This is a genomic window from Pseudomonas sp. GW821-FHT01A09 (assembly GCF_058986725.1).
Map to the genome: position 1 here is coordinate 39,829 of NZ_JBYSWB010000018.1, position 22,231 is coordinate 62,059.

Here is a 22,231-nt window from a genome sequence, read left to right on the forward strand (position 1 = left end):
TGCGGGTATGAGGGGCGCGCAGGTATGAGGGTCATGTTGTTGGTCATGGACGAGCAGCGCGTGCTGCTCGATCGTCTGTACGACATCGTCCGCCAGCATTGTGGCGAGTGCGTGATTCAGCGCCTGAGCAAGGCGCAGCAGATGAACCTGGGGGCCTTTCTGGCCTCGGTGAATCATCAGGATTTCGATCGGGTGGTGATCTTTTCCCGGGTCAAGCGCCTCGTTCCACAACTGCGAGTGCTGCGATGCGTGCCGGGGCTGATGTTCCTCGAGCACGACGCCTACCAGAACTACATGCCCGACAGTAAGTATCAGCACATGTACTCGCGCCTCTACCGCCGCTTGCCGGCGTGTCGTGCCTTGCTGTCCGGCGCCGTGGTGGCGCAGCGCATGCAGATCGAGGGCATCGACGCGGTATTCGTGTCCAAGGGCTATGACGAGCAGATGCTGCACAACCTGGGGCGCGAACGCGATATTCCGGTGGGCTTCCTTGGCAGCCTGAAAAGCAAGGAATACGCGCAGCGCAAGGCGATTCTCGAGTCGATGGCGAGCAAGACCGGGATGCTGGTCACCCGCACCGAGTCGGGCGAGGCGTACCTGCAGACGCTCAACCGGATCAAGGTGTTCGTCAGTGCCGACATCGGTATGGGCGAGTTCATGATCAAGAATTTCGAAGCCATGGCCTGTGGCTGCGTGTTGCTGGCCTGGAGCCAGGGCGACGAAGATCATCTGCTGGGCTTCGAGGACATGCACAACGTGGTGTTCTACCGTTCCGAGGCCGAGGCGCTGGAAAAACTCGCGTTGCTGCAGCGCGATCCGGCGCTGGCCGAACGTATCGCCGCCAACGGCCAGGCCTTCGCCCGCGAGCACTACAGCTTCGCCCGGGTCGGCCGCGACCTGGCCGCGGCCATTCAGGCGCCGATGCGCCCTTGGCAGGCGCCGGGCTGGCTGACGCGGCAGTGGGTGCGCTGGCGCTACGGGCTGCAGGTGCCGGAACAGTGACGGGGACCGAGATGGACCTAAGCGCCTTGCCCGGCGGTGATCAGGATATTCTCGCTGCTGTGGCCGAGCGCCTGCTCAGCTGCCTGCGCGATGCCGAGCGGGTGGTATTGGTGGCCAACAATCCAGCGATCGAAGCGGTGGACTTCGAGGCCCTCGAACTCGGGCCGCGTGATGTGCTGGTGAGCTTCAATCTCTGCCTCAAATGGCCGTTGCTGAGCAGCCGCTGGACCAACGTCTTCGTGCACGGCTTCAATGCGCCGGACCACTATTTTTTCGGTCTGCCCTATTCGCCCGAGGTACAAGCCCTGTGGCAGACTCCTCAGGCGCGTTGCTTCACGGTACTGGTGGGCGTTGCCGATGCCATGTCGGCACTGGCCGATGTCACCCTGTTACGTGAACGTGTTCCCTTGCCAGCGTTGTGGAACTACCCGGTAGCCCGGGCCGACGGCAAGCGCTTCGTCGGCCCGACCACAGGTTTCAATGCGTTGGTGCTGTTCGATTGGCTACGCCGTGAGCAGGGGCTGAAGTACAGGTTGCTCACCCTCGGCTACTCGAACGAGGCCGGAAAGTTGTGGAACGGCCATGCCTGGGATTACGAGCGCGCCTGGCTGGCGGCGGCGGACGTCGAGACGATCGCCCTGCAAAAGCGCCCTTGGTGGCAACGTATGTTGAAGCGTCGCTGAGACGGCGACTTTCTTTGTTTCGGGTTCAAGGTGCAATGCTGTGTTGAAAGTGGCGGTCGCGTTTTTTGGAATTCCCAGGAATTCGGCAATCTGTTTCCCTTCGATCCAGCAACAGGTGCTGGCACAAATTCCGGCGGATGCGCAGGTGCAGTGCTTCTATCACCTGTATCAGGTCGACAGCGTGCAGAACCTGCGCTCCGGCGAGCAGGGCGCGTTGGTGGCCGACAACTACGCGCCGTTCGCGGCCATGACCGGCGTGCTCGAACGTAACGACGGTGTGCTGGAGCGCTGGGAGTTCGAGCGGATCAAGGCGCTGGGGGATACCTGGGCCGACGAGCATGCTTCGGTGCGCAACCTCATCCTGCAGCTCAACTCGTTGCATGCTGTCACGGCCATGGTCGAAGCCTTCGAGCCGGACTTCGTGGTCTTCGTCCGGCCCGACATCGAGTACCACAACGCGCTACCCGGCTACGTGTTCAAACAGGCCGAGGCGCGGCGCTTGAATGCCTATATCCCCGATTGGCAATGGTGGGGCGGACTCAATGATCGGTTCGCCATTTGCGGGCGGGATGTCTATCGCGCCTATGGTCGACGGATCGAGCAGATTTTCCAGTTCTGCGCCGCCACGGGGCGCAAGTTGCACTCCGAACGCTTGCTGAAATTCGTCCTGCAGGGCGCCGACGCCAAGGTGTGCCTGTTGCCGACCACCGCGTCACGGGTGCGGATCAACGGCGCTTATGCCGAAGAGGACTTCTCCGGCAAGCACGGCATGGGCAAGCGCGAAAATCGTTATTTCCATCTGTTCGCGCGCTTGCGCACCTGGGCCGACAAGCGTCGGGGCTGACCCGGCGTCAGCCCGGTAGATGGCCCCGTACCATGCGCACCAGCTTGCGCGCCTTGACCCGCAGGCGCACCAGGCCGGTCCGCTGGTTTTTCGGCAGTACCAGCCCTTGCTGCTCGACCCAGTCCTTCCAGCGAATCCGCTCATCGCGCACCACCCAGCCGTCCTGGGCGGCGAAGCTTTCGGCTAGAAACACCCCGCGAGTGCTGGCCGGGACCAGCTTGTCGCGCTTGAGGGTATAGAGTTTGGGCACCGGCTTGCCGTCCAGCAGCGGCAGCAGGTAGAGATCCGGGCGGCGGCGGTCGAGGCGCGCCTCGAGTTGGCCTTTGTCGAGCTTCTCGTCGACATGAAAGAGGCTCAACACCTTGGCCTCCCGAGGGATTTCCAGGCGCAGGTCGTAGACCAGCTGCAAGGACGCGGTGGGCAGATGCACGTAGGCGCGCGGGCGTTCGATCAGGTTGAGGCTGCCACAGCGCACCGGCTTGGCGGCACCCATGCGTGGGCTCAGGGCAAAGGGCGCGGACTCGCGATAGCGCAAGGCCGGCTCGTAAGGGGCTGGCAGCCAGGTGTCCTTGAAGCGGCCATTGAGCCAGCCGTCCGGGGTTTCCAGCAGACACTCTTCGGCCACTTCCTGCACCGCGGTGTGCAGCGGCAGATTGAGTTCGTGGGCGGGCACGTAGCCGGAGATCAGCTTGAGCACTACATCGCCGCGGTCCTCGCGGCGTTGGCGCACCAGCACCCAATAGTCGCGGTTCTGCCAGTTGAGGGTCAGGCGCACCGACACACCGAGATTGGCCAGTTCCACGCAGAAGCGCTGCGGATCGCTGATGTCGATCGGCTTGCGGCGCTCGAGGGTCTGGGAAAAATTCAGCGGCATGCCGACCCCTTCGTAACTCAGGGAATCGGCAGTGGCTTCGACGAACAGCGGCAGGGTCTTGAAGTTGCTGGGATTCTTGTTTTTAAGCAATCGCGGCATGTCGGCTCCTTCTGGCGTCGGGGTCGGCCGCGACGGCGGCGCTAAGGGCGGCGTAGCACGGACGCCGCCGTATTGACGTTGTGGGCAAGGTGCAGCGGGTTGATCGTCCCGACAATAGCACTGGCAACGCCTGGGTGGTCAAACAACAATTCGAAGCTGGCGCGCACCGGGTCGATGCCAGGCGTGAGGCAGACGTGACCACTGGCCAAGGCTTTCTTCACCAAAATGCCCTTGCCATGTTGCCGGGCATGGGCGATGACCGGGGCTTCCTGCTGTTCGCTCAGGTTATAAGTGACCATGGCGCAATCGCCGCGTTCCAGCGCTTTCAGGCCGCCGGCCACGGTTTTGCCGGAAAACCCGAACGCCAGCAGTTTGCCTTCGCGCTTGAGTGCCTCGAGGGTGTCGTACACGCCGGTCTGTTCGAGGATCGACAGGTCATTGCCATCGGAATGCACCAGGACCATTTCCAGATGATCTGTTTCCAGACGTTTCAGGCTACGCTCGACCGACAGCCGCGTGTGCTCGGCGCTGAAGTCGAAGCGCGACTGACCGCCTTCGAATTCCTCACCCACCTTGCTGACGATCACCCAGCCGTCGCGCTGGCCGCGCAGCAGGGGGCCCAGGCGTTCTTCGCTGATGCCGTAGGCGGGGGCGGTGTCGATCAGATTGATGCCCAGACCGCGCGCCTGGTTAAGCAGGGCGCGCGCTTGATCATCGTCGGGGATGGTGAAGCCATTGGGGTATTTGACCCCTTGGTCGCGGCCCAGCTTGACGGTGCCCAGGCCCAATGGCGAGACCATCAGGCCGGTGCTGCCCAGCGGGCGATGCAGGTCGTGCAGGGTGGCAATGGTCATGGCAGCAGTTGCTCCCAAGGGGTCAGACCGAGCGCTGGGCGCGGCAGGCCGGGCAATGGCGAGGCGGCGCCGGGGACGATGGCATCGCGCTGCAGCGCGCCGATCACCCGTTCGGCGAAGTCCGGCGCCAGCGCCAGCTTGGTCGGCCAGCCCACCAGCAGGCGGCCCTGTTCAGCGAGGAAGGCGTTGTCCGGGCGCACCAGTCCGGACTGCGCAGGCTCGGCGCGGTTGACCCGCAGGGTGGCCCATTGCACCTGGCTGAGGTCGATCCAGGGCAGCAACTGGCCGAGCTCCTTGCGCGCGGCGGCGATCTGCGCAGCCGGCTCGCGGGCGACGCCGTCGGCTTCGGCAATATCGCCACCCAGATACCAGACCCACTGGCCATCGGCGGCTGGATGAGTGGTCACCGTGATTCGCGGTTTCGGTCCGCCACCCAGGCAGTGGGCGTACAGCGGCTTGAGGCTGGCGCCCTTGGCGAGGATCATGTGCAACGGGCGGGTCTGCATTTTCGGCTGCTGGATGTCCAGCGCCTGGAGCAGGTCGGCCGTGCCTTCGCCAGCGCTGAGGACGATGCGCTGGGCACGGATCTCGCGCCCGTCGACCACCAGCCCGCAGAGCCGATCATCCTCCAGCAGCGGCACGATATGTTCGCCGGCCAGCAGGCTGTCGCCGCCCAACTCGGCCAGGCGGGTGATCACGCTGGGCACATCCACCACCAGCTCGGCCAGGCGATAGACCTTGCCCTTGAAGGCTTTGTCCTGCAGCGCCGGGGGCAACTGGTCGCCTTTGACCTGATCGACCCGGCCGCGCACGGCCCTGCTGGCGAAGAAGCTGGTGAGGTTGCCGGCCAGAGTGCCCGGCGACCACAAGTAGTGCGCCTGGGACAGCACCCGGGCGCCGCGCAGATCCACTTCACCTTCCCCGGCCAGGGCATCGCGCCAACGCTGGGGCATCTGGGCGATGGCTTCCGACGCCCCGGTGAGGGCGCCATGCAGGGCGTATTTGGCGCCGCCATGGATGATGCCCTGGGACTTGAGGCTCTGCCCGCCCCCCAGGCCGCCACGCTCTACCAGCACAGTCGAGTAGCCCAGGCGCCGCAGGCGCGCATTGAGCCACAGACCGGCGACGCCGGCGCCGACGATCAGGACGTCAGTGTTGAGAGCGGATGGCATGCAGGGGACCTCGATGGCAGAAACAGTGCGCCAGTATACAGGGACGATCAATGTAGCGAGGGGGCTTGCCCCCGATAATCGATCAGCCGCCTGGTTGCGCCTGACACACCGCCATCGGCGGCAAGCCACCTCGCTACAGGGATTGAGCTGATCAATGCCCCGCCGTATTCGAAAACAACTGGATGACCACCACCCCGCAGACGATCAGCGCCATGCCCGCCATGGCCGGCACATCGAGCTTCTGCCCGTAGATGAACAACGCGGCGATGCTGACCATGACAATGCCCATGCCCGCCCAGACCGCATAGGCCACGCCTACCGGGATGCTGCGCACCACCAGAGTGAGCATCCAGAAGGCCGTGGCGTAGCCAGCGATCACCAGAATCAACGGCAACGGCGTGCTGAAGCCTTTGACGGCCTTCATCGAAACGGTGGCGATGACTTCGGCGCAGATGGCGATGGCGAGGTAGTAGTAAGCGGTCATGATATATCTCCAAAATAGATGGCAACCTTGTAGCGAGGGGGCTTGCCCCCGATTGCAGTGTGTCAGGGGTCACCGTGATCGGGGGCAAGCCACCTCGCTACAGGTAATGGCGATATTTTCGCGGGTTCGTCAGATGCGGTACAGTCATTACCTATCTGATATGGAGATAGGTGCAATGGCGCAAACCCAGTGGAATCTCGAACAGATGCGCCTGTTCGTCAAAGTCGCCGAGCAGCGTTCGTTCTCGGCGGTCGCGCGGGATCTGCATCGTGCCCAGTCTGCGGTCAGCAACGCCATCGCCTTGCTGGAAGCGGACCTCGGGGTGGTGCTGTTCGAGCGCAGCAGCGGCCGCCAGCCGCAACTGACCGAGGCGGGCAGGGCGCTGCTGGATGAAGCCCGCGAGGTCCTGCGCCAGTGCGAGCGCCTGGACGGCCGGGCGCTGGCGTTGATGCGCGGGCAGGAGGCGCAGCTGCGTCTGGCTCAGGATGAGGCCATGCCGTATCAGCCGGTGATCGACGGGCTGGAGGCGTTTGCCGGCGCCTTCCCGGCGGTGCAGGTACAAATCGCCAACGCCGCCCAGGGCGATGTCGCTCGGCGCCTGGTGGACCGCCATGCCGACCTGGGGCTGCTGTTTCGCCACGAGCAGATTCCGGCCGAACTGGAGAGACGCGCGCTTGGGCAGGTCGAGATGGTTACCGTGTGCGCCAGCGGCCACCCGCTGGCGCGCGAGCCACGGGTGAGTCGTCAGCAATTGGCCCGGCATCGGCAGCTACTGATTGCGGTGCAGAGCAGCGGTTTCCCCGGCGGCGAGGCGATCAGCCCGCAAATCTGGCGTGCCGACAGCTTCTACATGATCGCCGAGCTACTGCGCTGTGGCCTGGGCTGGGCGTGGCTGCCGCGCCATGTGGTGCAATACCCGGCGTATCAGGGCTCGATGGTCGAACTGGTCAGCGATTGGGCGCCACCGCCCTTGGTGGTGGAGCTGGCGTGGCGGCGGGATGCGCCATTGGGGCCGGCGGGGCAGTGGTTGGCGCAGCGGTTTGCGCTGGAGTTGCAGGCGATTGGATGAGGGGCGTCAGGCTAGCCGGCGATGTCGTCCTCGCGGGCCTTTTCGCGGGCAAGCCCTGCTCCCACAATTCGGAGTCGTACGACTGTGGGAGCATGCCTCGCTCCCGCAATTCGGAGCCGTACGACTGTGGGAACATGCCTCGCTCCCAAAATCCGGAGTCGTACAGCTGTGGGAGCAAGGCTTGCCCGCGAAGAGGCCCGTAAGACCACCACAGGTGCCAAGCCACAACCGCCAAGGTAAACTCCGCCGCCATGAACAGAACTCTCTACACCCTGCTGTTTCACCTCGGCCTGCCGATTGTCGCGATACGTCTGTGGCTGCGCGCGCGCAAGGCGCCGGCCTATGCGCGACGCGTCCGCGAGCGTTTCGGTTTTGGCCTGCCAACGATGCAGCAGGGCGGCATCTGGGTGCACGCCGTCTCGGTGGGCGAGAGCATCGCCGCCGCGCCGATGATCCGTGAGCTGCTCGAGCGCTACCCGCAACAGTCCATCACCGTGACCTGCATGACGCCCACCGGCAGCGAGCGCATCCTGGCGCTGTTCGCCAACGAGCCGCGCATCCAGCACTGTTACTTGCCCTATGACCTGCCGTGGGCCTCGGCGCGTTTCCTCGATCACCTGCGGCCCCGGCTGGCGGTGATCATGGAAACCGAGCTGTGGCCCAACCATATCCATCAATGCGCCCGCCGCGGCATTCCCGTAGCACTGGCCAACGGCCGCCTGTCGCAACGCTCCGCCCGCGGTTATGCACGCTTCGCTGGCCTGACCCGGCCGATGCTGGCGCAAATGAGCCTGCTGGCGATCCAGACCGAAGCCGAGGCCGAGCGCTTTCGGCAGCTCGGCGCGCGGCCTGAATGCGTGCAGGTGACCGGCTCGATCAAGTTCGATTTGACCCTCGATCCAGCGCTGGTGGCGCGAGCCGAAGCATTGCGCGCCCAGTGGCAAGCTACCGCTCGCCCTGTATGGATCGCCGCCAGTACCCATGAAGGCGAAGACGAAGTCATCCTCCAGGCCCATCGCCAACTGCTCGCGACACACTCCGATGCGCTGCTGATTCTGGTCCCGCGCCACCCGGAGCGCTTCAATGACGTCTTCAATTTGTGTACCCAGCAGGGCTTTGCCACGGCCCGGCGCTCCCTCGACCAGCCCGTCGACGTCACGGTCTCGGTGCTGCTCGGCGATACCATGGGCGAACTGCTGTTTCTCTACGCCCTGTCCGACATCACCTTCGTCGGCGGCAGCCTGGTGCCCAACGGCGGGCACAACCTGCTGGAGCCGGCGGCGCTGGCCAAACCCGTGCTCAGCGGTCCGCACCTGTTCAACTTTCTCGAAATCGCCGCGATGCTGCGCGATGCCGGCGCCCTGCAGCAAATCGACGACGCCGATGGCCTGGCCACCGCCGTTCAGCGCCTGATCGAACTGCCCCGCGACGCCGCGAGGATGGGCGCGGCGGGGGTGACGGTGATGAAGGCCAACCAGGGCGCGTTGGAGCGTTTGCTGACGGGGTTGGCACGGTTGATCTGAATGGCGGGGGGGCATCCCAACGCCTTTTCAGAAGCTTCCTACGAGACCCTGGGAAACAGCGCCCCTGTATCTGCGGCTATTCCTTCTTTTATAGCCGAATAGGCTGACATCGTGGCCCTCCTCGTTTGTGCACAATGGCCGCTGGCACTTCGAGGAAAGAGAAACGATGCATAACTTTATTGATATGGCGGATACCCGCATAGGGTTCGAGGTCCGTGAGGCATACGGTTACTACCCCTACAAAGCCTTGGAGGCCTTCTCCATGTCCAAGCTCGACGAAAGCCTGAGCGCTCCCAAAACCGCCAGGCTTGAACTCAAAACCACAGACATCGCCAAGGACTTCATCCGCAAGGCTGCGATGCTGTCTGGCCAGGACATGACATCGTTCATCATCGCTTCTGCTTTCGAGAAGGCTGAAGCAGTCATGGAGCGCCACCAGCGAATCGAGTTGTCCGCCCAAGGATTTTCGCGACTGCACGAAATCCTCGCCGCAGAAGCGATCGTCGAGCCTGCTCAGCAGCTCAAGGACCTCATGAGGGGTTTTTCGGCCGATCGCAGTGCCTGAGGCTTACACAATCGAGGGGCAACTGCTCGCCAACTATGACCGTTACCAATTTCCCAGAGGCTTCGACTGTGGCGTCGATGTGATCAACAGCTACTTCAGGAAAGGTCTCAGGCGCTCGCTGCGTAGCGAGAATGTCTCTGGGATAGCGGCTGTATCAGCCTCGAGTGAGGTGATCGGAATCTGCACATTGACGCTGTGTTCGCTGGATCGCCAACATGTTGCAGATCTCGTCGCGCCGGCCAACCTGCTGCCACAAGTTGCCGTGGTTCGCCTGGTCATGCTTGGGGTAGACAGGGCACATCAGGGCGGGGGTGTCGGTCGTCAATTGCTGCGCAAGTTTTTCCTGCAGAGCATCAGGGTCCACAGTGAAATCCCCATCAAGGGGATCTATCTGGACGCCCCACCCGATGCCGTGCGGTTTTATCAGCGGCTTGGTTTCAACCCGATGGAAGCACCGAACGATTACTGCAGCACACCTATGTTCTTGCCCATTCGGGCGTTGCTGCGTGCGATGTGAAAGGCACTATTTATTTTTCTTGGGCGGCGCCAGCAGCGCCTGCGCCGCGGCAGCGAGATCCGGCGGCAGAAAGTCCTTGTCCGGGTTGTAATCGGGTTTGAGGTAACGGGCCAGGTCCTGCAGATCCTGCGGGCTGAGGGTGCCAGCGGCTTGCTTGAGGCGCAGGTTGTCGAGGATGTAGTCGTAGCGCGAGTTGTTGTAGTCGCGCACCGAGGCGTACAGCTGGCGTTGCGCATCGAGGACATCGACGATGTTGCGGGTGCCGACCTGATAGCCGATCTCGGTGGCTTCGACGGCGCTCTGATTGGAGATGATCGACTGCTTGCGGGCCGCCACTTCCTCCACGTCGGTGTTCACCGCGCGGTGCAGGTTGCGGGTGTTCTCCACCACCTGGCGGCGCAGGCTTTCGCGCTGTTGCTCGCTTTGCACCAGGCGCTGATAGGCCTGGCGAACCTGAGAGCTGACCATGCCGCCGCTGTAGAGCGGAATGTTGACCTGTACGCCGATGGAGCGCCGGGACACGTCGCTGCCATAGACCAGCCCCGGAGTTTCGGTCGGGTTGCTGAGCTGGAAGTTGTCGTTGTCCCCTTTTTCGTACTGCGCCACGACGTCTACCGTAGGTGCGTGGCCCGCCTTGCGCTGGCGCAGGGTTTCCTCGGCGGCGGTGACGGCGTAGTTGCTGGCCAGCAGATTGAGATTCTGTTGCGAGGCGGTGTCGACCCAGGCCTTGGCATCGTTGGGGCTCGGCGTGAGGATCGGCAGCGTGTGGACGATCCCCTGCAGGGCGATGTACTCGCGGTTGGTCAGGGTCACCAAGGCCTGCAAGGCGTCATCGACCTGGCGCTGAGCGGTCAGCCGGGAAGCGCGGGCGGTGTCGTAGCTGGCCTGGGATTGCAGGACATCGGTCTTGTCCGACAGGCCGACATCGAAGCGGCCGTTGGACTGATCCAGCTGACGCTTGAAGGCGGCTTCTTCGGCCTTGGTCGCGGCCAGCGTGTCCTCGGCGCGCAACACGGCGAAATAACTCTCGGCGCTCTGCAGGATCAGATTCTGCTCGGTGGCGGACAACTGCAGCGCCGCCTGCTCGTCCTGAGACTTCGCCGCCTTGAGCTGGAACCAGCGGTCGGCGCGAAAGATCGGCTGATTCAGGGTGGCTCGATACGAATTGCCGCTGCGGTTGAGTACCTGCTGTGGCTGGTCCAGCGCGGTACGGGTGTTGTTGATATCGCTGCCCAGTGACAGGTTTGGCAACAGACCGGCGCGGGCCTGAGGCACGTTTTCGCGGGTGGCGGCATAGTCCGCGCGGGAAGCCGCCAGATCGGCGTTGTTGCTGACCGCTTCCTGATAAACGCTCACCAGATCGGTGTTGCTCGCCAGCGACGGTTCGGCCGCCCATGCGCTGGCATGGGAGGCGCAGGACACGGCAAGCGCCAGTGAGAATTTGCGCAACATTGATTCAATCCTTGAGGGCGAAGTCTGGTTAGAGGGGGCGTTGCGAGTGTAGTTGCGTGGCCGTCCGGCAACAATCGGCCATTTGCGCCAAATACCGTTCACGCACATTGCATTGGCAATGCGCGGCGCTCTTGACTAGACTGGCCGGGTTCTTGTCGGGGTGCCTTGCGTTAAGAGGCTGAGATCGGATAATTCCGGATCCCGTTGAACCTGATCAGGTTGATGCCTGCGTAGGGAACAAGATTTCTCGTCCACCCGGCGAGTCCTCTTGTGCTGCGTCCGGGTCGTCGTTCGAGCATTCGAGCGGCTGCACGAGACCCAGCACAGCACCGTCCAAGGTGCATCCGTGCCATTCAGGTTCGCTCCGACATTCCGCCGCTGGATGCTGTCTGGAGAGCCGTGATGAGTAAACAAGAAAAATCCGTCGTGCACCTGAGCGAATCGGCCAAAGTCGATTCCGGATCCGTGCAACCCTTCACCCGTTCGCAAAAAATCTACGTTCAGGGTTCTCGCCCGGACATCCGCGTGCCGATGCGCGAGATCAGCCTGGACGTCACGCCTACGGACTTCGGGGGTGAGATCAACGCCCCGGTGACCGTCTATGACACGTCCGGCCCCTACACCGACCCCGCCGTCACCATCGACGTGCGCAAGGGCCTGGGCGATGTGCGCTCCGCCTGGATTGACGATCGCGGCGATACCGAGCGCCTCGACGGCCTCAGCTCGCATTTCGGCCAGCAGCGCCTCGATGACCCGGAACTGACCAAACTGCGCTTCGCCCACGTGCGCAACCCGCGTCGGGCCAAGGCCGGTGCCAACGTCAGCCAGATGCACTACGCGCGCCAGGGCATCATCACCGCCGAGATGGAATACGTCGCCATCCGCGAGAACATGAAACTGGCCGAAGCTCGCGCCGCCGGTCTGCTCAAGGAACAGCACGGCGGCCACAGCTTCGGCGCCAGCATCCCCAAGGAAATCACCGCAGAGTTCGTCCGTGACGAGGTCGCGCGCGGCCGTGCGATCATCCCGGCCAACATCAACCACACCGAGCTGGAGCCGATGATCATCGGCCGCAACTTTCTGGTGAAGATCAACGGCAACATCGGCAATAGTGCCTTGGGCTCGTCGATCGAGGAAGAAGTCGCCAAGCTCACCTGGGGCATTCGCTGGGGTTCGGACACGGTCATGGACCTGTCCACCGGCAAGCATATCCACGAGACCCGCGAGTGGATCATCCGCAACTCGCCGGTGCCGATCGGTACGGTGCCGATCTACCAGGCGTTGGAGAAGGTCAACGGCGTGGCCGAAGACCTGACCTGGGAGCTGTTCCGTGACACCCTGATCGAACAGGCGGAGCAGGGCGTCGACTACTTCACCATCCATGCCGGCGTGCTGCTGCGCTACGTGCCGCTGACCGCCAAGCGCGTCACCGGCATCGTCAGTCGCGGCGGCTCGATCATGGCCAAGTGGTGCCTGGCGCATCACCAGGAAAACTTCCTCTACACCCATTTCGACGAAATCTGCGAAATCATGAAGGCCTATGACGTCAGCTTCTCGTTGGGTGACGGCCTGCGCCCAGGGTCCATCGCCGATGCCAACGACGAAGCGCAATTCGGCGAACTGGAGACCCTGGGCGAGCTGACCAAGATCGCCTGGAAGCACGACGTACAGTGCATGATCGAAGGCCCTGGCCATGTGCCGATGCAGTTGATCAAGGAGAACATGGACAAGCAGCTCGAGTGCTGCGACGAGGCGCCGTTCTACACCCTCGGGCCGTTGACCACCGACATCGCCCCAGGCTACGACCACATCACTTCGGGCATCGGCGCGGCGATGATCGGCTGGTTCGGCTGCGCCATGCTCTGCTACGTGACGCCCAAGGAGCACCTCGGGCTGCCGAACAAGGATGACGTCAAGACCGGCATCATCACTTACAAGATCGCCGCCCATGCAGCCGACCTCGCGAAAGGCCATCCGGGCGCGCAGATCCGCGACAACGCCCTGAGCAAGGCGCGCTTCGAATTCCGTTGGGAAGACCAGTTCAACCTCGGCCTCGATCCGGATACCGCGCGGGCCTACCACGACGAAACCCTGCCGAAGGACTCGGCCAAGGTGGCGCATTTCTGCTCGATGTGCGGGCCGAAGTTCTGCTCGATGAAAATCACCCAGGAAGTGCGTGAGTACGCCGCCAATCAGAAGATCGCGGTGGTGGACCTGAGCGTGGAGGAGGGCATGCGCGAACAGGCCGAGCGCTTCAAGCAGGAAGGCAGTCAGCTGTACCAGAAGGTCTAGAACTGTAACGGCTGCCTGATGTGAATTCTGTGGTGGGGGGGCTTGCTCCCGAGGGGCCATGACTGACACACGGAGGTGAATCAGTACCGGCCTCTCGGGGGCAAGCCCCCTCGCTACAGGGAAAAGTGCAGGTTTCATCAATCACCATCTCACTCGAGATCCCCAATCAATTGAACACCTACTCCCCCGACATCGCCGTCCCCGCCAATCAGCGGGTTTTCGGTGCGCGTGATCTGTTTTCCCTGTGGTTCTCCCTCGGCATCGGCCTCATGGTCCTGCAGACCGGGGCGCTGCTGGCGCCGGGCCTGGGCCTGAGCGGTTCGCTGCTGGCGATCTTGCTCGGCACGGCGGTCGGCGTATTGCTGTTGGCCGCCGTCGGCGTCATCGGCACCGATACCGGCCTCTCGGCCATGGCCACGCTCAAGTCGAGCCTGGGCCGCCATGGCGCGGTGCTGCCGGCGCTGCTCAACCTGCTGCAACTGATCGGCTGGGGCTCGTTCGAGATCATCGTCATGCGCGATGCCGCGAGCCTGCTGGGCGCCGGGCATTTCGGCGAAGGCAGCGCACTGGCCAATCCGCTGTCGTGGACGCTGGTCTTCGGTGCGCTGGCGACCTTGCTGGCGGTCAGCGGGCCCTTGACCTTCGTGCGCCGCGTGCTGCGCAAATGGGGCATCTGGCTGTTGCTGGCGGCCTGTCTGTGGCTGACCTGGAACCTGTTCACCAAGGCCGATCTCGGCGCATTGTGGGTGAAAACCGGCGATGGCAGCCTGCCGCTGGCGGCGGGCTTCGACATCGCCATCGCCATGCCGCTGTCGTGGCTGCCGCTGATTGCCGACTATTCGCGCTTCGGGCGTCGCGCCAAGAGCGTGTTCGGCGGCACCGCGCTGGGCTTTTTCATCGGTAACTTCTGGCTGATGAGCCTGGGCGTCGCCTACACCTTGGCATTCGCCCCGAGCGGCGACACCAACGCCTTGCTGCTGGCGTTGGCCGGCGCCGGCCTGGGTATCCCGCTGCTGTTGATCCTGCTGGACGAGTCCGAAAACGCCTTTGCCGATATCCACTCGGCGGCGGTGTCGACGGGCATGCTGGTCAAGCTCAAGGTCGAGCACCTGGCGCTGGCCATCGGCGTGCTGTGCACCTTGATCGCCTGCTTCGCGCCGCTGGCGCAATACCAGAACTTCCTGCTGCTGATCGGCTCGGTGTTCGCGCCGCTGTTCGGCGTGGTGCTGGTCGACCACTTCATCCTGCGCCAGCGCCGTGCGCCACAGGTCGCGCAGGCATTGCGCTGGCCAGCGTTGCTGGCCTGGCTGGGCGGGGTCAGCACCTATCACCTGCTGGCCAACCTGTATCCGGATGTCGGCGCGACCCTGCCGTCACTGGTACTTGCCGGCCTGCTGCAGTGGCTGCTCGGCCGGGCCTTCAGCCGCGGCCGGGAAACAGCTCAGGCTTGAGGATGCCGTTGAGGCGCGGGTAAGGGATGCGCAGTTCGATGTGGCCCATGGCGTAAGGCGCGATGGTGTTCACATCGTACTTGAGGATCACCGCACCGTAGGTCAAGGCGATGTTCGGCGTCTTGCGGAACGGCCAGCTCTTCGCGAAGTTCGGGTCGTCGGTGACTTTGGTGGCGGCCATCCAGCCTTGATGGGCCAGCTCGGCGTTCTTCCAGAACGCGTCTTCCTGGCCAGGCACCAGCATGTCGTCCAGGCGCAGGGCCTTGCTCTGGGCCCGCGAATAGTTGATGAAACCGCGGCCCGGGGTCGGCATGTTGCGGGTATCGCCGGTGTCGACGTAGCTCGACAGCTCGACGATCACCAGACCGTCATGCTGCTCCCGTACTTTGGCCTGCAGATAGCTGCTGGTGTGCGCCGGCGCCTGCGCCAGGTACTGCTGCTCGTATTCCTGCAGCGAGTTGGTGTTGGCGGCAACCGGCGAAGTGCGCGTCAGGTCCAGCAGGCGACGCTGGACCATGGTGTCCAGCTGCGGCTCGTCGGGAAAGTGCACGGTGTCGATATTCACCAGCGGGCAATCGGCACCCGCGCAGCCGGGCTTGAGGTGCTCGAACGCGTCGCGCTTGACCTCCAGCGGCTTGTGCAAGTTGGGCGTGAACAGGCTTTGGCACGCGCCCAGGCTGAGCGCCATGGCCGTGATGGCGGAAAGTTTGAGAAGCGGTGACATGCTGATCCTTGGTGTTGAGTCGCGCATAGTGGCTCGGCTTGAGGGCCCCTTCGCGAGCAAGCCCTGCTTCCACAGGGTGCCGTGGGAGCAGGGCTTGCTCACGAAGGCGCCAGTAGCAGCGGCACTGGGGCCGACTTTGCATCAATTTGCTGATTCGACTCTGTGCAACGCAGTCGGTTCGCCACTAAGCTCGATAGTGTGGCGCCATAGTAGGGGAGCGCTGCACGGGAGGCCAGTCAAGGGGCCGTGGCTGAGCATATTTTCACCGAAACTGCAAATGGACGAAGGGGGCTGCACCACAGCGGTGGGCGCGTTAGGATGGTGCGTTGCTGCAAAGTCTGACAACGAGGAAACCCATGACTGACGCCAATCACTCCGTACCCAAGGCTGTCGAAATCGAGCAGCGCGAGCATTGCTACGAGGGCTTCTACAAGCTCGACAAGGTGCTGCTCAAGCACGAGCTGTTTGCCGGTGGCATGAGTCGGACCATCTCGCGCGAGCTGTTCGTGCGTCATGATGCCGTTTGCGTGCTGCCCTACGATCCGCAGCGTGACGAGGTGGTGCTGCTCGAGCAGTTTCGCGTCGGCGCCATGGGCAAGACCGATAACCCCTGGCTGGTCGAGATGGTCGCTGGTCTGATTGATCGCGATGAACAGCCAGAAGAAATTGCACACCGCGAGGCACAGGAGGAAGCTGGGCTGTCGCTGGCGGCGCTGTGGCCCATCACGCGGTATTTCCCTTCGCCGGGGGGCAGTGACGAGTACGTGCATCTGTATCTGGGGCGCTGCAGCACCTTCGGTGTCAGTGGCATCCACGGGCTGGACGAAGAGGCCGAGGACATCCGCGTTCGCGTCTGGTCCTTCAGCGACGCCATGCAGGCAGTCAAAGACGGCAAGATCATCAATGCGGCAACCATCATCGCCATTCAATGGTTGGCGTTGAACCGCGAGGAAGTCAGGGGGTTGTGGAAGTGAATAGGTTGCGCGAACGCTACCGGGTCGATCTGATCGGGTTGCAGGCGGCCTGCGAGGCCAACTATGCACGCTTGATGCGCCTGTTGCCGGACATGCGCAACCAGCAGCATTCGCGCCGTATTGCCGTGAGTCAGGGTGATCAGATGCTCGGCATCCTCGCCCTCAACGTGCTGCAGGCCTGCCCCTACACCACCACCTTGCAGGTGCGCCAGGAATTAAGCCTGCCCTGGCTGCCGGTGCCGAGCCTGGAGGTGCAGGTGTATCACGATGCCCGCATGGCCGAGGTGATCAGCGCCGAGCACGCGCGGCGTTTTCGCAGTATTTATCCGTACCCGAATGCGCACATGCACCAGCCGGACGAAAAGGCCCAGCTCAACCTGTTTCTCGGCGAATGGCTGAGCCACTGTCTGGCCTGCGGTCATGAGCACGAGCACGTGCGCTGAAGGCGTTTCGGCATTTGCCGCGGTGCGCTAAACACTTGTTTGCCGGCCGATTTGCCCCCTTGCCTCATCCCTACCATAATCCCAGCTGAATCCGTTCAAGGAGACGGCCTTGCCGAACCCCTCTGCAGCATCCGTTGCGCCGTTGATCGTGCAGATTACCGATCCCCACCTGTTCGCCGATGCGGATGGCCGCCTGCTGGGCATGAATACTCGGGACAGCCTGGAAAAGGTCATCGACAAGGTGTTGCTGGAGCAACCGCAGATCGACCTGCTGCTGATAACCGGCGACCTGACTCAGGATGGCAGCGCGGCGTCCTACGAGGCTTTCATGGACATGAGCGCGCGCATTCCGGCCACCATGACGCGCTGGTTCGCCGGCAACCATGACGAGCCGCTGATCATGGAAGAGGTGGCTCGCGGTACGGAGCTGCTCGATCCGGTGGTCGACATCGGTGCCTGGCGCATCGTCCTGCTCAATTCGGCGGTGCCGGGTTCGGTGCCGGGGCGTCTGGCGCCTGCCGAGCTGGAACTGCTGGAGCGCTCGCTCGAGGCTGCCCCCGACCGCCATCACCTGATCTGCCTGCACCATCATCCGATCTCGATCGACTGCAAGTGGATGGAGCCCATCGGCCTGCGCAACGCCGACGCCCTGTTTGCGATCATCGAGCGCTACCCGCAGACCAAAGCGCTGCTGTGGGGGCATATCCACCAGGAAATCGACCAGCCGTTGGGTGGCCTGCGGTTGTTGGCGACGCCGTCCACCTGCATCCAGTTCAAGCCCCGCAGCGACGATTTCGCTCTGGATGATCTGCCGCCAGGTTATCGCTGGCTGCGCTTGCAGCCTGATGGCACGATCGATACCGGTGTATCGCGCGTCGGCGGCTACGCCTTCAAACCGGACTTTTCCAGCGAAGGGTATTGATCACACCGGTCCCCTGTAGCGAGGGGGCTTGCCCCCGATCACGGTGGCTCAAGCATGGACATGTCCCGGGTCGCGCTCATCGGGGGCAAGCCCCCTCGCTACAGTGCTCCGGCGGCTTTTCGATTGCTGTAGACTGCCCACCTTTGCCACATGACCCAGGGGGCCTCGGGTGTCCGCTTCCATCCTTTATATCCATGGCCTCAACAGCTCGCCGGCATCGCTCAAGGCGCGTCAGCTGTCCGTCGCCCTGCAGCGCATGGGGCTGGCCGATCAGTTGCGGGTGCCGGAATTGCACCACCATCCGCGTCAGGCCATTGCCCAGTTGCAGGCCGACATCGATGCCCTCGGCGGCGCGCCACTACTGGTCGGCAGCTCCCTCGGCGGCTACTATGCAACCCACCTGGCCGAGCACCTGGGCCTCAGGGCCCTGCTGATCAACCCGGCGGTCAATCCCCACAAGCTGTTCAAAGGTGTTCTGGGCCCCCAGACCAACTACTACAACGGCCAGACCTGGGACCTGACCCTGGACCACATCGAGGCGCTCAAGGCACTGGAAGTCCCGCCGCCCCACAGCGCCGAGCGCTATCAGGTGTGGCTGCAAACGGGCGACGAGACCCTCGACTACCGCCACGCCGAGCGCTTCTATCAAGGCTGTGACCTGCGCATCGAAGCTGGTGGCGATCACGGCTTCCAGGGCTTCGCCGAGCACCTGCCCCAGCTGTTCGCGTACGCGGGCATTGCTGCAAAGGCCTGGGAAGGGATAGATTTCGCTGCGCCATGAGCCTTTGCACGGGCGCCAGGCGCACACCCAGGCATCCGGTTCCACTATTGTTCACCCCACTTTGACGACGAGACCCCATGGCCAATCCCAGCGCTAGCTCTTATAACGCAGACGCCATCGAAGTCCTCTCGGGCCTCGACCCGGTGCGCAAACGCCCGGGCATGTACACCGATACCAGCCGGCCGAACCACCTCGCCCAGGAGGTCATCGACAACAGCGTCGACGAAGCCATGGCCGGTCACGCCAAGAGCATCCAGGTCATCCTCCACGCCGACCACTCGCTGGAAGTCAGCGACGACGGCCGCGGCATGCCGGTGGACATCCACCCCGAAGAGGGCGTGTCCGGGGTCGAGCTGATCCTTACCAAGCTGCATGCGGGCGGCAAGTTCTCCAACAAGAACTACCAGTTCTCCGGTGGCCTGCACGGTGTGGGTATCTCGGTGGTCAACGCCCTGTCCAATCAGGTGCGGGTCAAGGTCAAACGCGACGGCAACGAATACCAGATGACCTTCGCCGACGGCTTCAAGGCCAGCGAGCTCGAGATCATCGGCACCGTCGGCAAGCGCAACACCGGCACCAGCGTGTATTTCGCCCCGGACCCGAAGTACTTCGACTCGCCCAAGTTCTCCATCAGCCGCCTCAAGCATGTGCTCAAGGCCAAGGCCGTGTTGTGCCCGGGGCTGCTGGTGAGCTTCGAGGACAAGAGCACCGGCGAGAAGGTCGAATGGCATTATGAAGACGGCCTGCGCTCGTACCTGATCGACGCCGTCAGCGACTTCATCCGCCTGCCCGAGGAGCCGTTCTGCGGCAGTCTGGCCGGCAACAAGGAAGCCGTCGACTGGGCACTGCTGTGGCTGCCCGAAGGCGGCGACGCGGTGCAGGAAAGCTACGTCAACCTGATCCCCACCGCCCAGGGCGGCACCCACGTCAATGGCCTGCGCCAGGGCCTGCTGGACGCCATGCGCGAGTTTTGCGAATACCGCAACCTGCTGCCGCGCGGCCTCAAGCTGGCCCCGGAAGACGTCTGGGAGCGCATCGCCTTCGTGCTCTCGACCAAGATGCAGGACGCGCAGTTCTCCGGGCAGACCAAGGAGCGCCTGTCGTCCCGCGAGGCCGCGGCCTTCGTCTCCGGCGTGGTCAAGGATGCCTTCAGCCTGTGGCTCAACGAGCACCCCGAGCTGGGCCTGCAACTGGCCGAACTGGCCATCAGCAATGCCGGTCGTCGCCTCAAGGCCAGCAAGAAGGTCGAGCGCAAGCGCATTACCCAAGGGCCGGCGCTACCCGGCAAGCTGGCCGATTGCGCTGGTCAGGATCCGGCCCGCTCCGAGCTGTTTCTGGTGGAAGGTGACTCCGCCGGCGGCTCCGCCAAGCAGGCGCGGGACAAGGAATTCCAGGCGATCCTGCCGCTGCGCGGGAAAATCCTCAATACCTGGGAGGTCGACGGCAGCGAAGTGCTGGCGAGCCAGGAAGTGCACAACATCGCCGTGGCCATCGGCGTCGACCCCGGCGCCGCGGACATCAGCCAGCTGCGCTACGGCAAGATCTGCATCCTCGCCGACGCCGACTCCGACGGTCTGCACATCGCCACCTTGCTGTGCGCGTTGTTCGTCCAGCACTTCCGTCCGCTGGTGGATGCCGGCCACGTCTACGTCGCCATGCCGCCGCTGTACCGCATCGACCTCGGCAAGGAGATCTACTACGCCCTCGACGAAGCCGAGCGCGATGGCATCCTCGATCGCCTGGTGGCCGAGAAAAAGCGCGGCAAGCCGCAGGTCACCCGCTTCAAAGGTCTCGGCGAAATGAACCCGCCGCAGCTGCGGGAAACCACCATGGACCCGAACACCCGGCGCCTGGTGCAGTTGACCCTGGAGGACTTCCCCAGGGCGTCCGAGATGATGGACATGCTGCTGGCGAAAAAACGCGCGGGCGACCGCAAGACCTGGCTGGAGACCAAGGGCAACCTGGCCGAGGTGCTGACCTGATGCGTGCGGCGTTGGCAGCCTGGTTGCTGATGACGCTGTGCTGGCTGGCGCCGAAGCTGGCAACCGCTGCCCCGGTGGAGGAATTGCGGCTGCTTGCCGAACACCCGGTCGAAGGCATGCGCGACGGCAATCTTTCGGGCCTGGCGATCTGTGGCGGCGAGCTTTATACCGAGTCGGATCGCGACGACGATCGTATCTACCGGCTCGATATCCGCCAGCCCGTATGGCAGGCCGAGGCGCAAGTGTTCGACGCGCCGACGCCACCGCCCAGCGGCCTGAGCTGGGGCATGAACGTGCGCACCTGGGCCGCTGGCCTGGTGCGTGGCGGCACCTATGATTTCGAGGGCATCAGCTGCGACGCCGCCGGTAACCGCTATCTGGTCAGCGAGGCGCGCGCGCAAGTGCTCAAGATCAGCCCCGTGGGCCAGGCCCAGTGGTTGAGCATAAGCCCGACGCTGGTGCGTGAAGCCCGCGCGGCGGGGCTGCTGGCGCATTTCAACGCGATATTCGAAGGCTTGGCGATCAATCCGGCGGGCGATCAGCTGTGGCTGGCGGCCGAACGGTCACGCCGCGGGCTGCTCAAGGCCAATTTGCACGGTGACGAGTGGACCTGCGACGGCGCCTGCGTGTTGCTCAGCGAAGACGGCGAGCAGGCCCGGCCGGCCGCCGCGATGCCCAGCGAGATGCCGCTGGTGATCGATTTCTCCGACCTGGCCTGGTTCCACGGCAAGCTCTACACCCTGGAGCGCAACGCCTATCGGATCTGCCGACGTGATCCACATACCGTGGCGGTGGAACGTTGCTGGTCGTTCGCCGACGCGGCCTTGACCCCGGCCCGGCGCTACGCCAAACCTTACGGGGTGGCCGAGGCGCTGGTGGTCGATGCCCAAGGCGCCTGGATCGGCAACGACAACAACAACTGGGCCCGTGGCGATGGCGATGTCCGGCCGATCGTCTGGCGCTTCGCCGCCCCGGCCGACGGCTGGGAGGCGAGCCCTTGAGTTCGGCGCCACCGGGGCGACGGGCCGGCCGCATTCTGCTGATGGTCGCCTGGATTGCCGGGTTGTTTCTGGCCACCCGCTACTTTGCCGGGCGCGAAGAGCACGAAGCCAATCCCAATACGCAGGTCAACTCGCAGCACGGCCAGGGTTATATCGAGGTGCAACTGGCGGGCAATCGCCAGGGGCATTTCGTCGCCAGCGGCCTGATCAACCAGGTGCCGGTGCAGTTCATGCTCGACACCGGCGCCACCGATGTGGCGATCCCTGCCAGCGTTGCCAGCCGCCTGACCTTGCAGCGCGGCATGCCGGTGCAGATCCACACCGCCAACGGCCGCAGCGAGGGCTATCGCACGCAACTCGATCAGGTGAAACTGGGCGATATCGTCCTGCGCGACGTGCGCGCGGTGGTCACCCCAGGCCTGGACGGCGACCAGGTGCTACTGGGCATGAGCGCCCTGAGACAACTTGAATTCACCCAGCGCGGTGGCAACATGCTGCTGCGCCAGACCACACAACGATGAGG

Annotated in this window: 22 protein-coding genes and 1 riboswitch; of the genes, 16 read left to right on the plus strand and 6 right to left on the minus strand. The window is 63.9% G+C overall.

The window, feature by feature from the left end:
- Positions 1-24: 24 nt before the first annotated feature.
- Genes AC3WJP_RS19525 through AC3WJP_RS19535 form a run of 3 tightly spaced genes read left to right on the plus strand, consistent with a single transcriptional unit; the run spans position 25 to position 2,529 of the window.
- Positions 25-1,002 (plus strand): glycosyltransferase family protein, encoded by a 978-nt coding sequence (locus AC3WJP_RS19525; RefSeq protein ID WP_493720842.1) that lies wholly within the window; start codon positions 25-27, stop codon positions 1,000-1,002.
- Between the two features lie 11 nt (positions 1,003-1,013).
- The gene (locus tag AC3WJP_RS19530; RefSeq protein ID WP_493720843.1) at positions 1,014-1,685 is read left to right on the plus strand and encodes a hypothetical protein; all 672 of its coding nucleotides are present in this window, start codon (positions 1,014-1,016) and stop codon (positions 1,683-1,685) included.
- 40 nt (positions 1,686-1,725) lie between these two features.
- Positions 1,726-2,529, plus strand: a complete 804-nt coding sequence (locus AC3WJP_RS19535) for a hypothetical protein (protein ID WP_493720844.1) — start codon at positions 1,726-1,728, stop codon at positions 2,527-2,529.
- A 7-nt stretch (positions 2,530-2,536) separates the two neighbouring features.
- On the opposite strand, the gene AC3WJP_RS19540 is transcribed toward AC3WJP_RS19535, so the two are convergent.
- The 4 genes from AC3WJP_RS19540 to AC3WJP_RS19555 form a co-directional block, all read right to left on the minus strand.
- The gene (locus tag AC3WJP_RS19540; protein ID WP_493720845.1) at positions 2,537-3,502 is read right to left on the minus strand and encodes a metal ABC transporter ATPase; all 966 of its coding nucleotides are present in this window, start codon (positions 3,500-3,502) and stop codon (positions 2,537-2,539) included.
- 41 nt (positions 3,503-3,543) lie between these two features.
- Complete coding sequence (locus AC3WJP_RS19545; protein WP_493720846.1) at positions 3,544-4,356, minus strand: aldo/keto reductase; 813 nt, start codon at positions 4,354-4,356, stop codon at positions 3,544-3,546.
- Complete coding sequence (locus AC3WJP_RS19550; RefSeq protein WP_493720847.1) at positions 4,353-5,528, minus strand: NAD(P)/FAD-dependent oxidoreductase; 1,176 nt, start codon at positions 5,526-5,528, stop codon at positions 4,353-4,355. Before AC3WJP_RS19550 ends, AC3WJP_RS19545 begins: the two co-directional genes overlap by 4 nt.
- A 151-nt stretch (positions 5,529-5,679) precedes the next feature.
- Positions 5,680-6,012: a DMT family transporter gene (locus AC3WJP_RS19555; RefSeq protein WP_493720848.1), complete on the minus strand. Its 333-nt coding sequence runs from the start codon at positions 6,010-6,012 to the stop codon at positions 5,680-5,682.
- Between the two features lie 175 nt (positions 6,013-6,187).
- Between AC3WJP_RS19555 and AC3WJP_RS19560 the strand changes: the two genes are divergently transcribed.
- The 4 genes from AC3WJP_RS19560 to AC3WJP_RS19575 all read left to right on the plus strand — a co-directional run bounded on the left by AC3WJP_RS19560 (position 6,188) and on the right by AC3WJP_RS19575 (position 9,686).
- Positions 6,188-7,081 carry a LysR family transcriptional regulator gene (locus AC3WJP_RS19560; protein WP_493720849.1) on the plus strand — a complete coding sequence of 298 codons (894 nt, stop codon included), beginning with the start codon at positions 6,188-6,190 and terminating at the stop codon, positions 7,079-7,081.
- A gap of 251 nt (positions 7,082-7,332) precedes the next feature.
- Positions 7,333-8,604 carry a lipid IV(A) 3-deoxy-D-manno-octulosonic acid transferase gene (waaA, locus tag AC3WJP_RS19565; RefSeq protein WP_493720850.1) on the plus strand — a complete coding sequence of 424 codons (1,272 nt, stop codon included), beginning with the start codon at positions 7,333-7,335 and terminating at the stop codon, positions 8,602-8,604.
- Positions 8,605-8,770: 166 nt separating this feature from the next.
- Positions 8,771-9,169, plus strand: a complete 399-nt coding sequence (locus tag AC3WJP_RS19570) for a type II toxin-antitoxin system TacA family antitoxin (protein WP_493735686.1) — start codon at positions 8,771-8,773, stop codon at positions 9,167-9,169.
- Positions 9,162-9,686 carry a GNAT family N-acetyltransferase gene (locus tag AC3WJP_RS19575; RefSeq protein ID WP_493720852.1) on the plus strand — a complete coding sequence of 175 codons (525 nt, stop codon included), beginning with the start codon at positions 9,162-9,164 and terminating at the stop codon, positions 9,684-9,686. The genes AC3WJP_RS19570 and AC3WJP_RS19575 overlap by 8 nt, the downstream gene beginning before the upstream one ends.
- A gap of 6 nt (positions 9,687-9,692) precedes the next feature.
- Here the strand turns inward: AC3WJP_RS19575 and AC3WJP_RS19580 are convergent, their stop codons facing one another.
- Positions 9,693-11,138, minus strand: a complete 1,446-nt coding sequence (locus tag AC3WJP_RS19580; RefSeq protein WP_493720853.1) for a TolC family outer membrane protein — start codon at positions 11,136-11,138, stop codon at positions 9,693-9,695.
- A 146-nt stretch (positions 11,139-11,284) separates the two neighbouring features.
- Positions 11,285-11,392, plus strand: a riboswitch (TPP riboswitch).
- A 148-nt stretch (positions 11,393-11,540) separates the two neighbouring features.
- On the opposite strand from AC3WJP_RS19580, the gene thiC reads away from it, so the two are divergent.
- A complete protein-coding gene (thiC, locus tag AC3WJP_RS19585; RefSeq protein ID WP_493720854.1) occupies positions 11,541-13,430 on the plus strand; it encodes a phosphomethylpyrimidine synthase ThiC in 1,890 nt (629 codons plus the stop codon).
- 158 nt (positions 13,431-13,588) lie between these two features.
- The gene (gene cytX / locus AC3WJP_RS19590) at positions 13,589-14,881 is read left to right on the plus strand and encodes a putative hydroxymethylpyrimidine transporter CytX (protein WP_493720883.1); all 1,293 of its coding nucleotides are present in this window, start codon (positions 13,589-13,591) and stop codon (positions 14,879-14,881) included.
- On the opposite strand, the gene AC3WJP_RS19595 is transcribed toward cytX, so the two are convergent.
- Complete coding sequence (locus AC3WJP_RS19595; RefSeq protein WP_493720855.1) at positions 14,850-15,605, minus strand: RsiV family protein; 756 nt, start codon at positions 15,603-15,605, stop codon at positions 14,850-14,852. The two genes, cytX and AC3WJP_RS19595, sit on opposite strands and share 32 nt — an antisense overlap.
- Before the next feature lie 356 nt (positions 15,606-15,961).
- Here AC3WJP_RS19595 and AC3WJP_RS19600 point away from each other — a divergent pair, with 356 nt between their 5' ends.
- The 7 genes from AC3WJP_RS19600 to AC3WJP_RS19630 all read left to right on the plus strand — a co-directional run bounded on the left by AC3WJP_RS19600 (position 15,962) and on the right by AC3WJP_RS19630 (position 22,229).
- Positions 15,962-16,579 (plus strand): NUDIX domain-containing protein, encoded by a 618-nt coding sequence (locus AC3WJP_RS19600; RefSeq protein WP_493720856.1) that lies wholly within the window; start codon positions 15,962-15,964, stop codon positions 16,577-16,579.
- Positions 16,570-17,022: a DUF1249 domain-containing protein gene (locus AC3WJP_RS19605; protein ID WP_226504267.1), complete on the plus strand. Its 453-nt coding sequence runs from the start codon at positions 16,570-16,572 to the stop codon at positions 17,020-17,022. The genes AC3WJP_RS19600 and AC3WJP_RS19605 overlap by 10 nt, the downstream gene beginning before the upstream one ends.
- Before the next feature lie 109 nt (positions 17,023-17,131).
- Positions 17,132-17,944 carry a 3',5'-cyclic-AMP phosphodiesterase gene (gene cpdA / locus AC3WJP_RS19610; RefSeq protein ID WP_493720857.1) on the plus strand — a complete coding sequence of 271 codons (813 nt, stop codon included), beginning with the start codon at positions 17,132-17,134 and terminating at the stop codon, positions 17,942-17,944.
- A 169-nt stretch (positions 17,945-18,113) separates the two neighbouring features.
- Positions 18,114-18,725, plus strand: coding sequence for a YqiA/YcfP family alpha/beta fold hydrolase (locus AC3WJP_RS19615; RefSeq protein WP_493720858.1), 612 nt, complete (start codon positions 18,114-18,116; stop codon positions 18,723-18,725).
- Positions 18,726-18,802: 77 nt separating this feature from the next.
- Entirely contained in the window at positions 18,803-20,707 is a 1,905-nt protein-coding gene (gene parE / locus AC3WJP_RS19620) for a DNA topoisomerase IV subunit B (protein WP_493720859.1), read from the plus strand.
- Positions 20,707-21,708: an esterase-like activity of phytase family protein gene (locus AC3WJP_RS19625; protein WP_493720860.1), complete on the plus strand. Its 1,002-nt coding sequence runs from the start codon at positions 20,707-20,709 to the stop codon at positions 21,706-21,708. The genes parE and AC3WJP_RS19625 overlap by 1 nt, the downstream gene beginning before the upstream one ends.
- The gene (locus AC3WJP_RS19630) at positions 21,705-22,229 is read left to right on the plus strand and encodes a retropepsin-like aspartic protease family protein (protein WP_493720861.1); all 525 of its coding nucleotides are present in this window, start codon (positions 21,705-21,707) and stop codon (positions 22,227-22,229) included. Before AC3WJP_RS19625 ends, AC3WJP_RS19630 begins: the two co-directional genes overlap by 4 nt.
- Positions 22,230-22,231 lie beyond the last annotated feature (2 nt).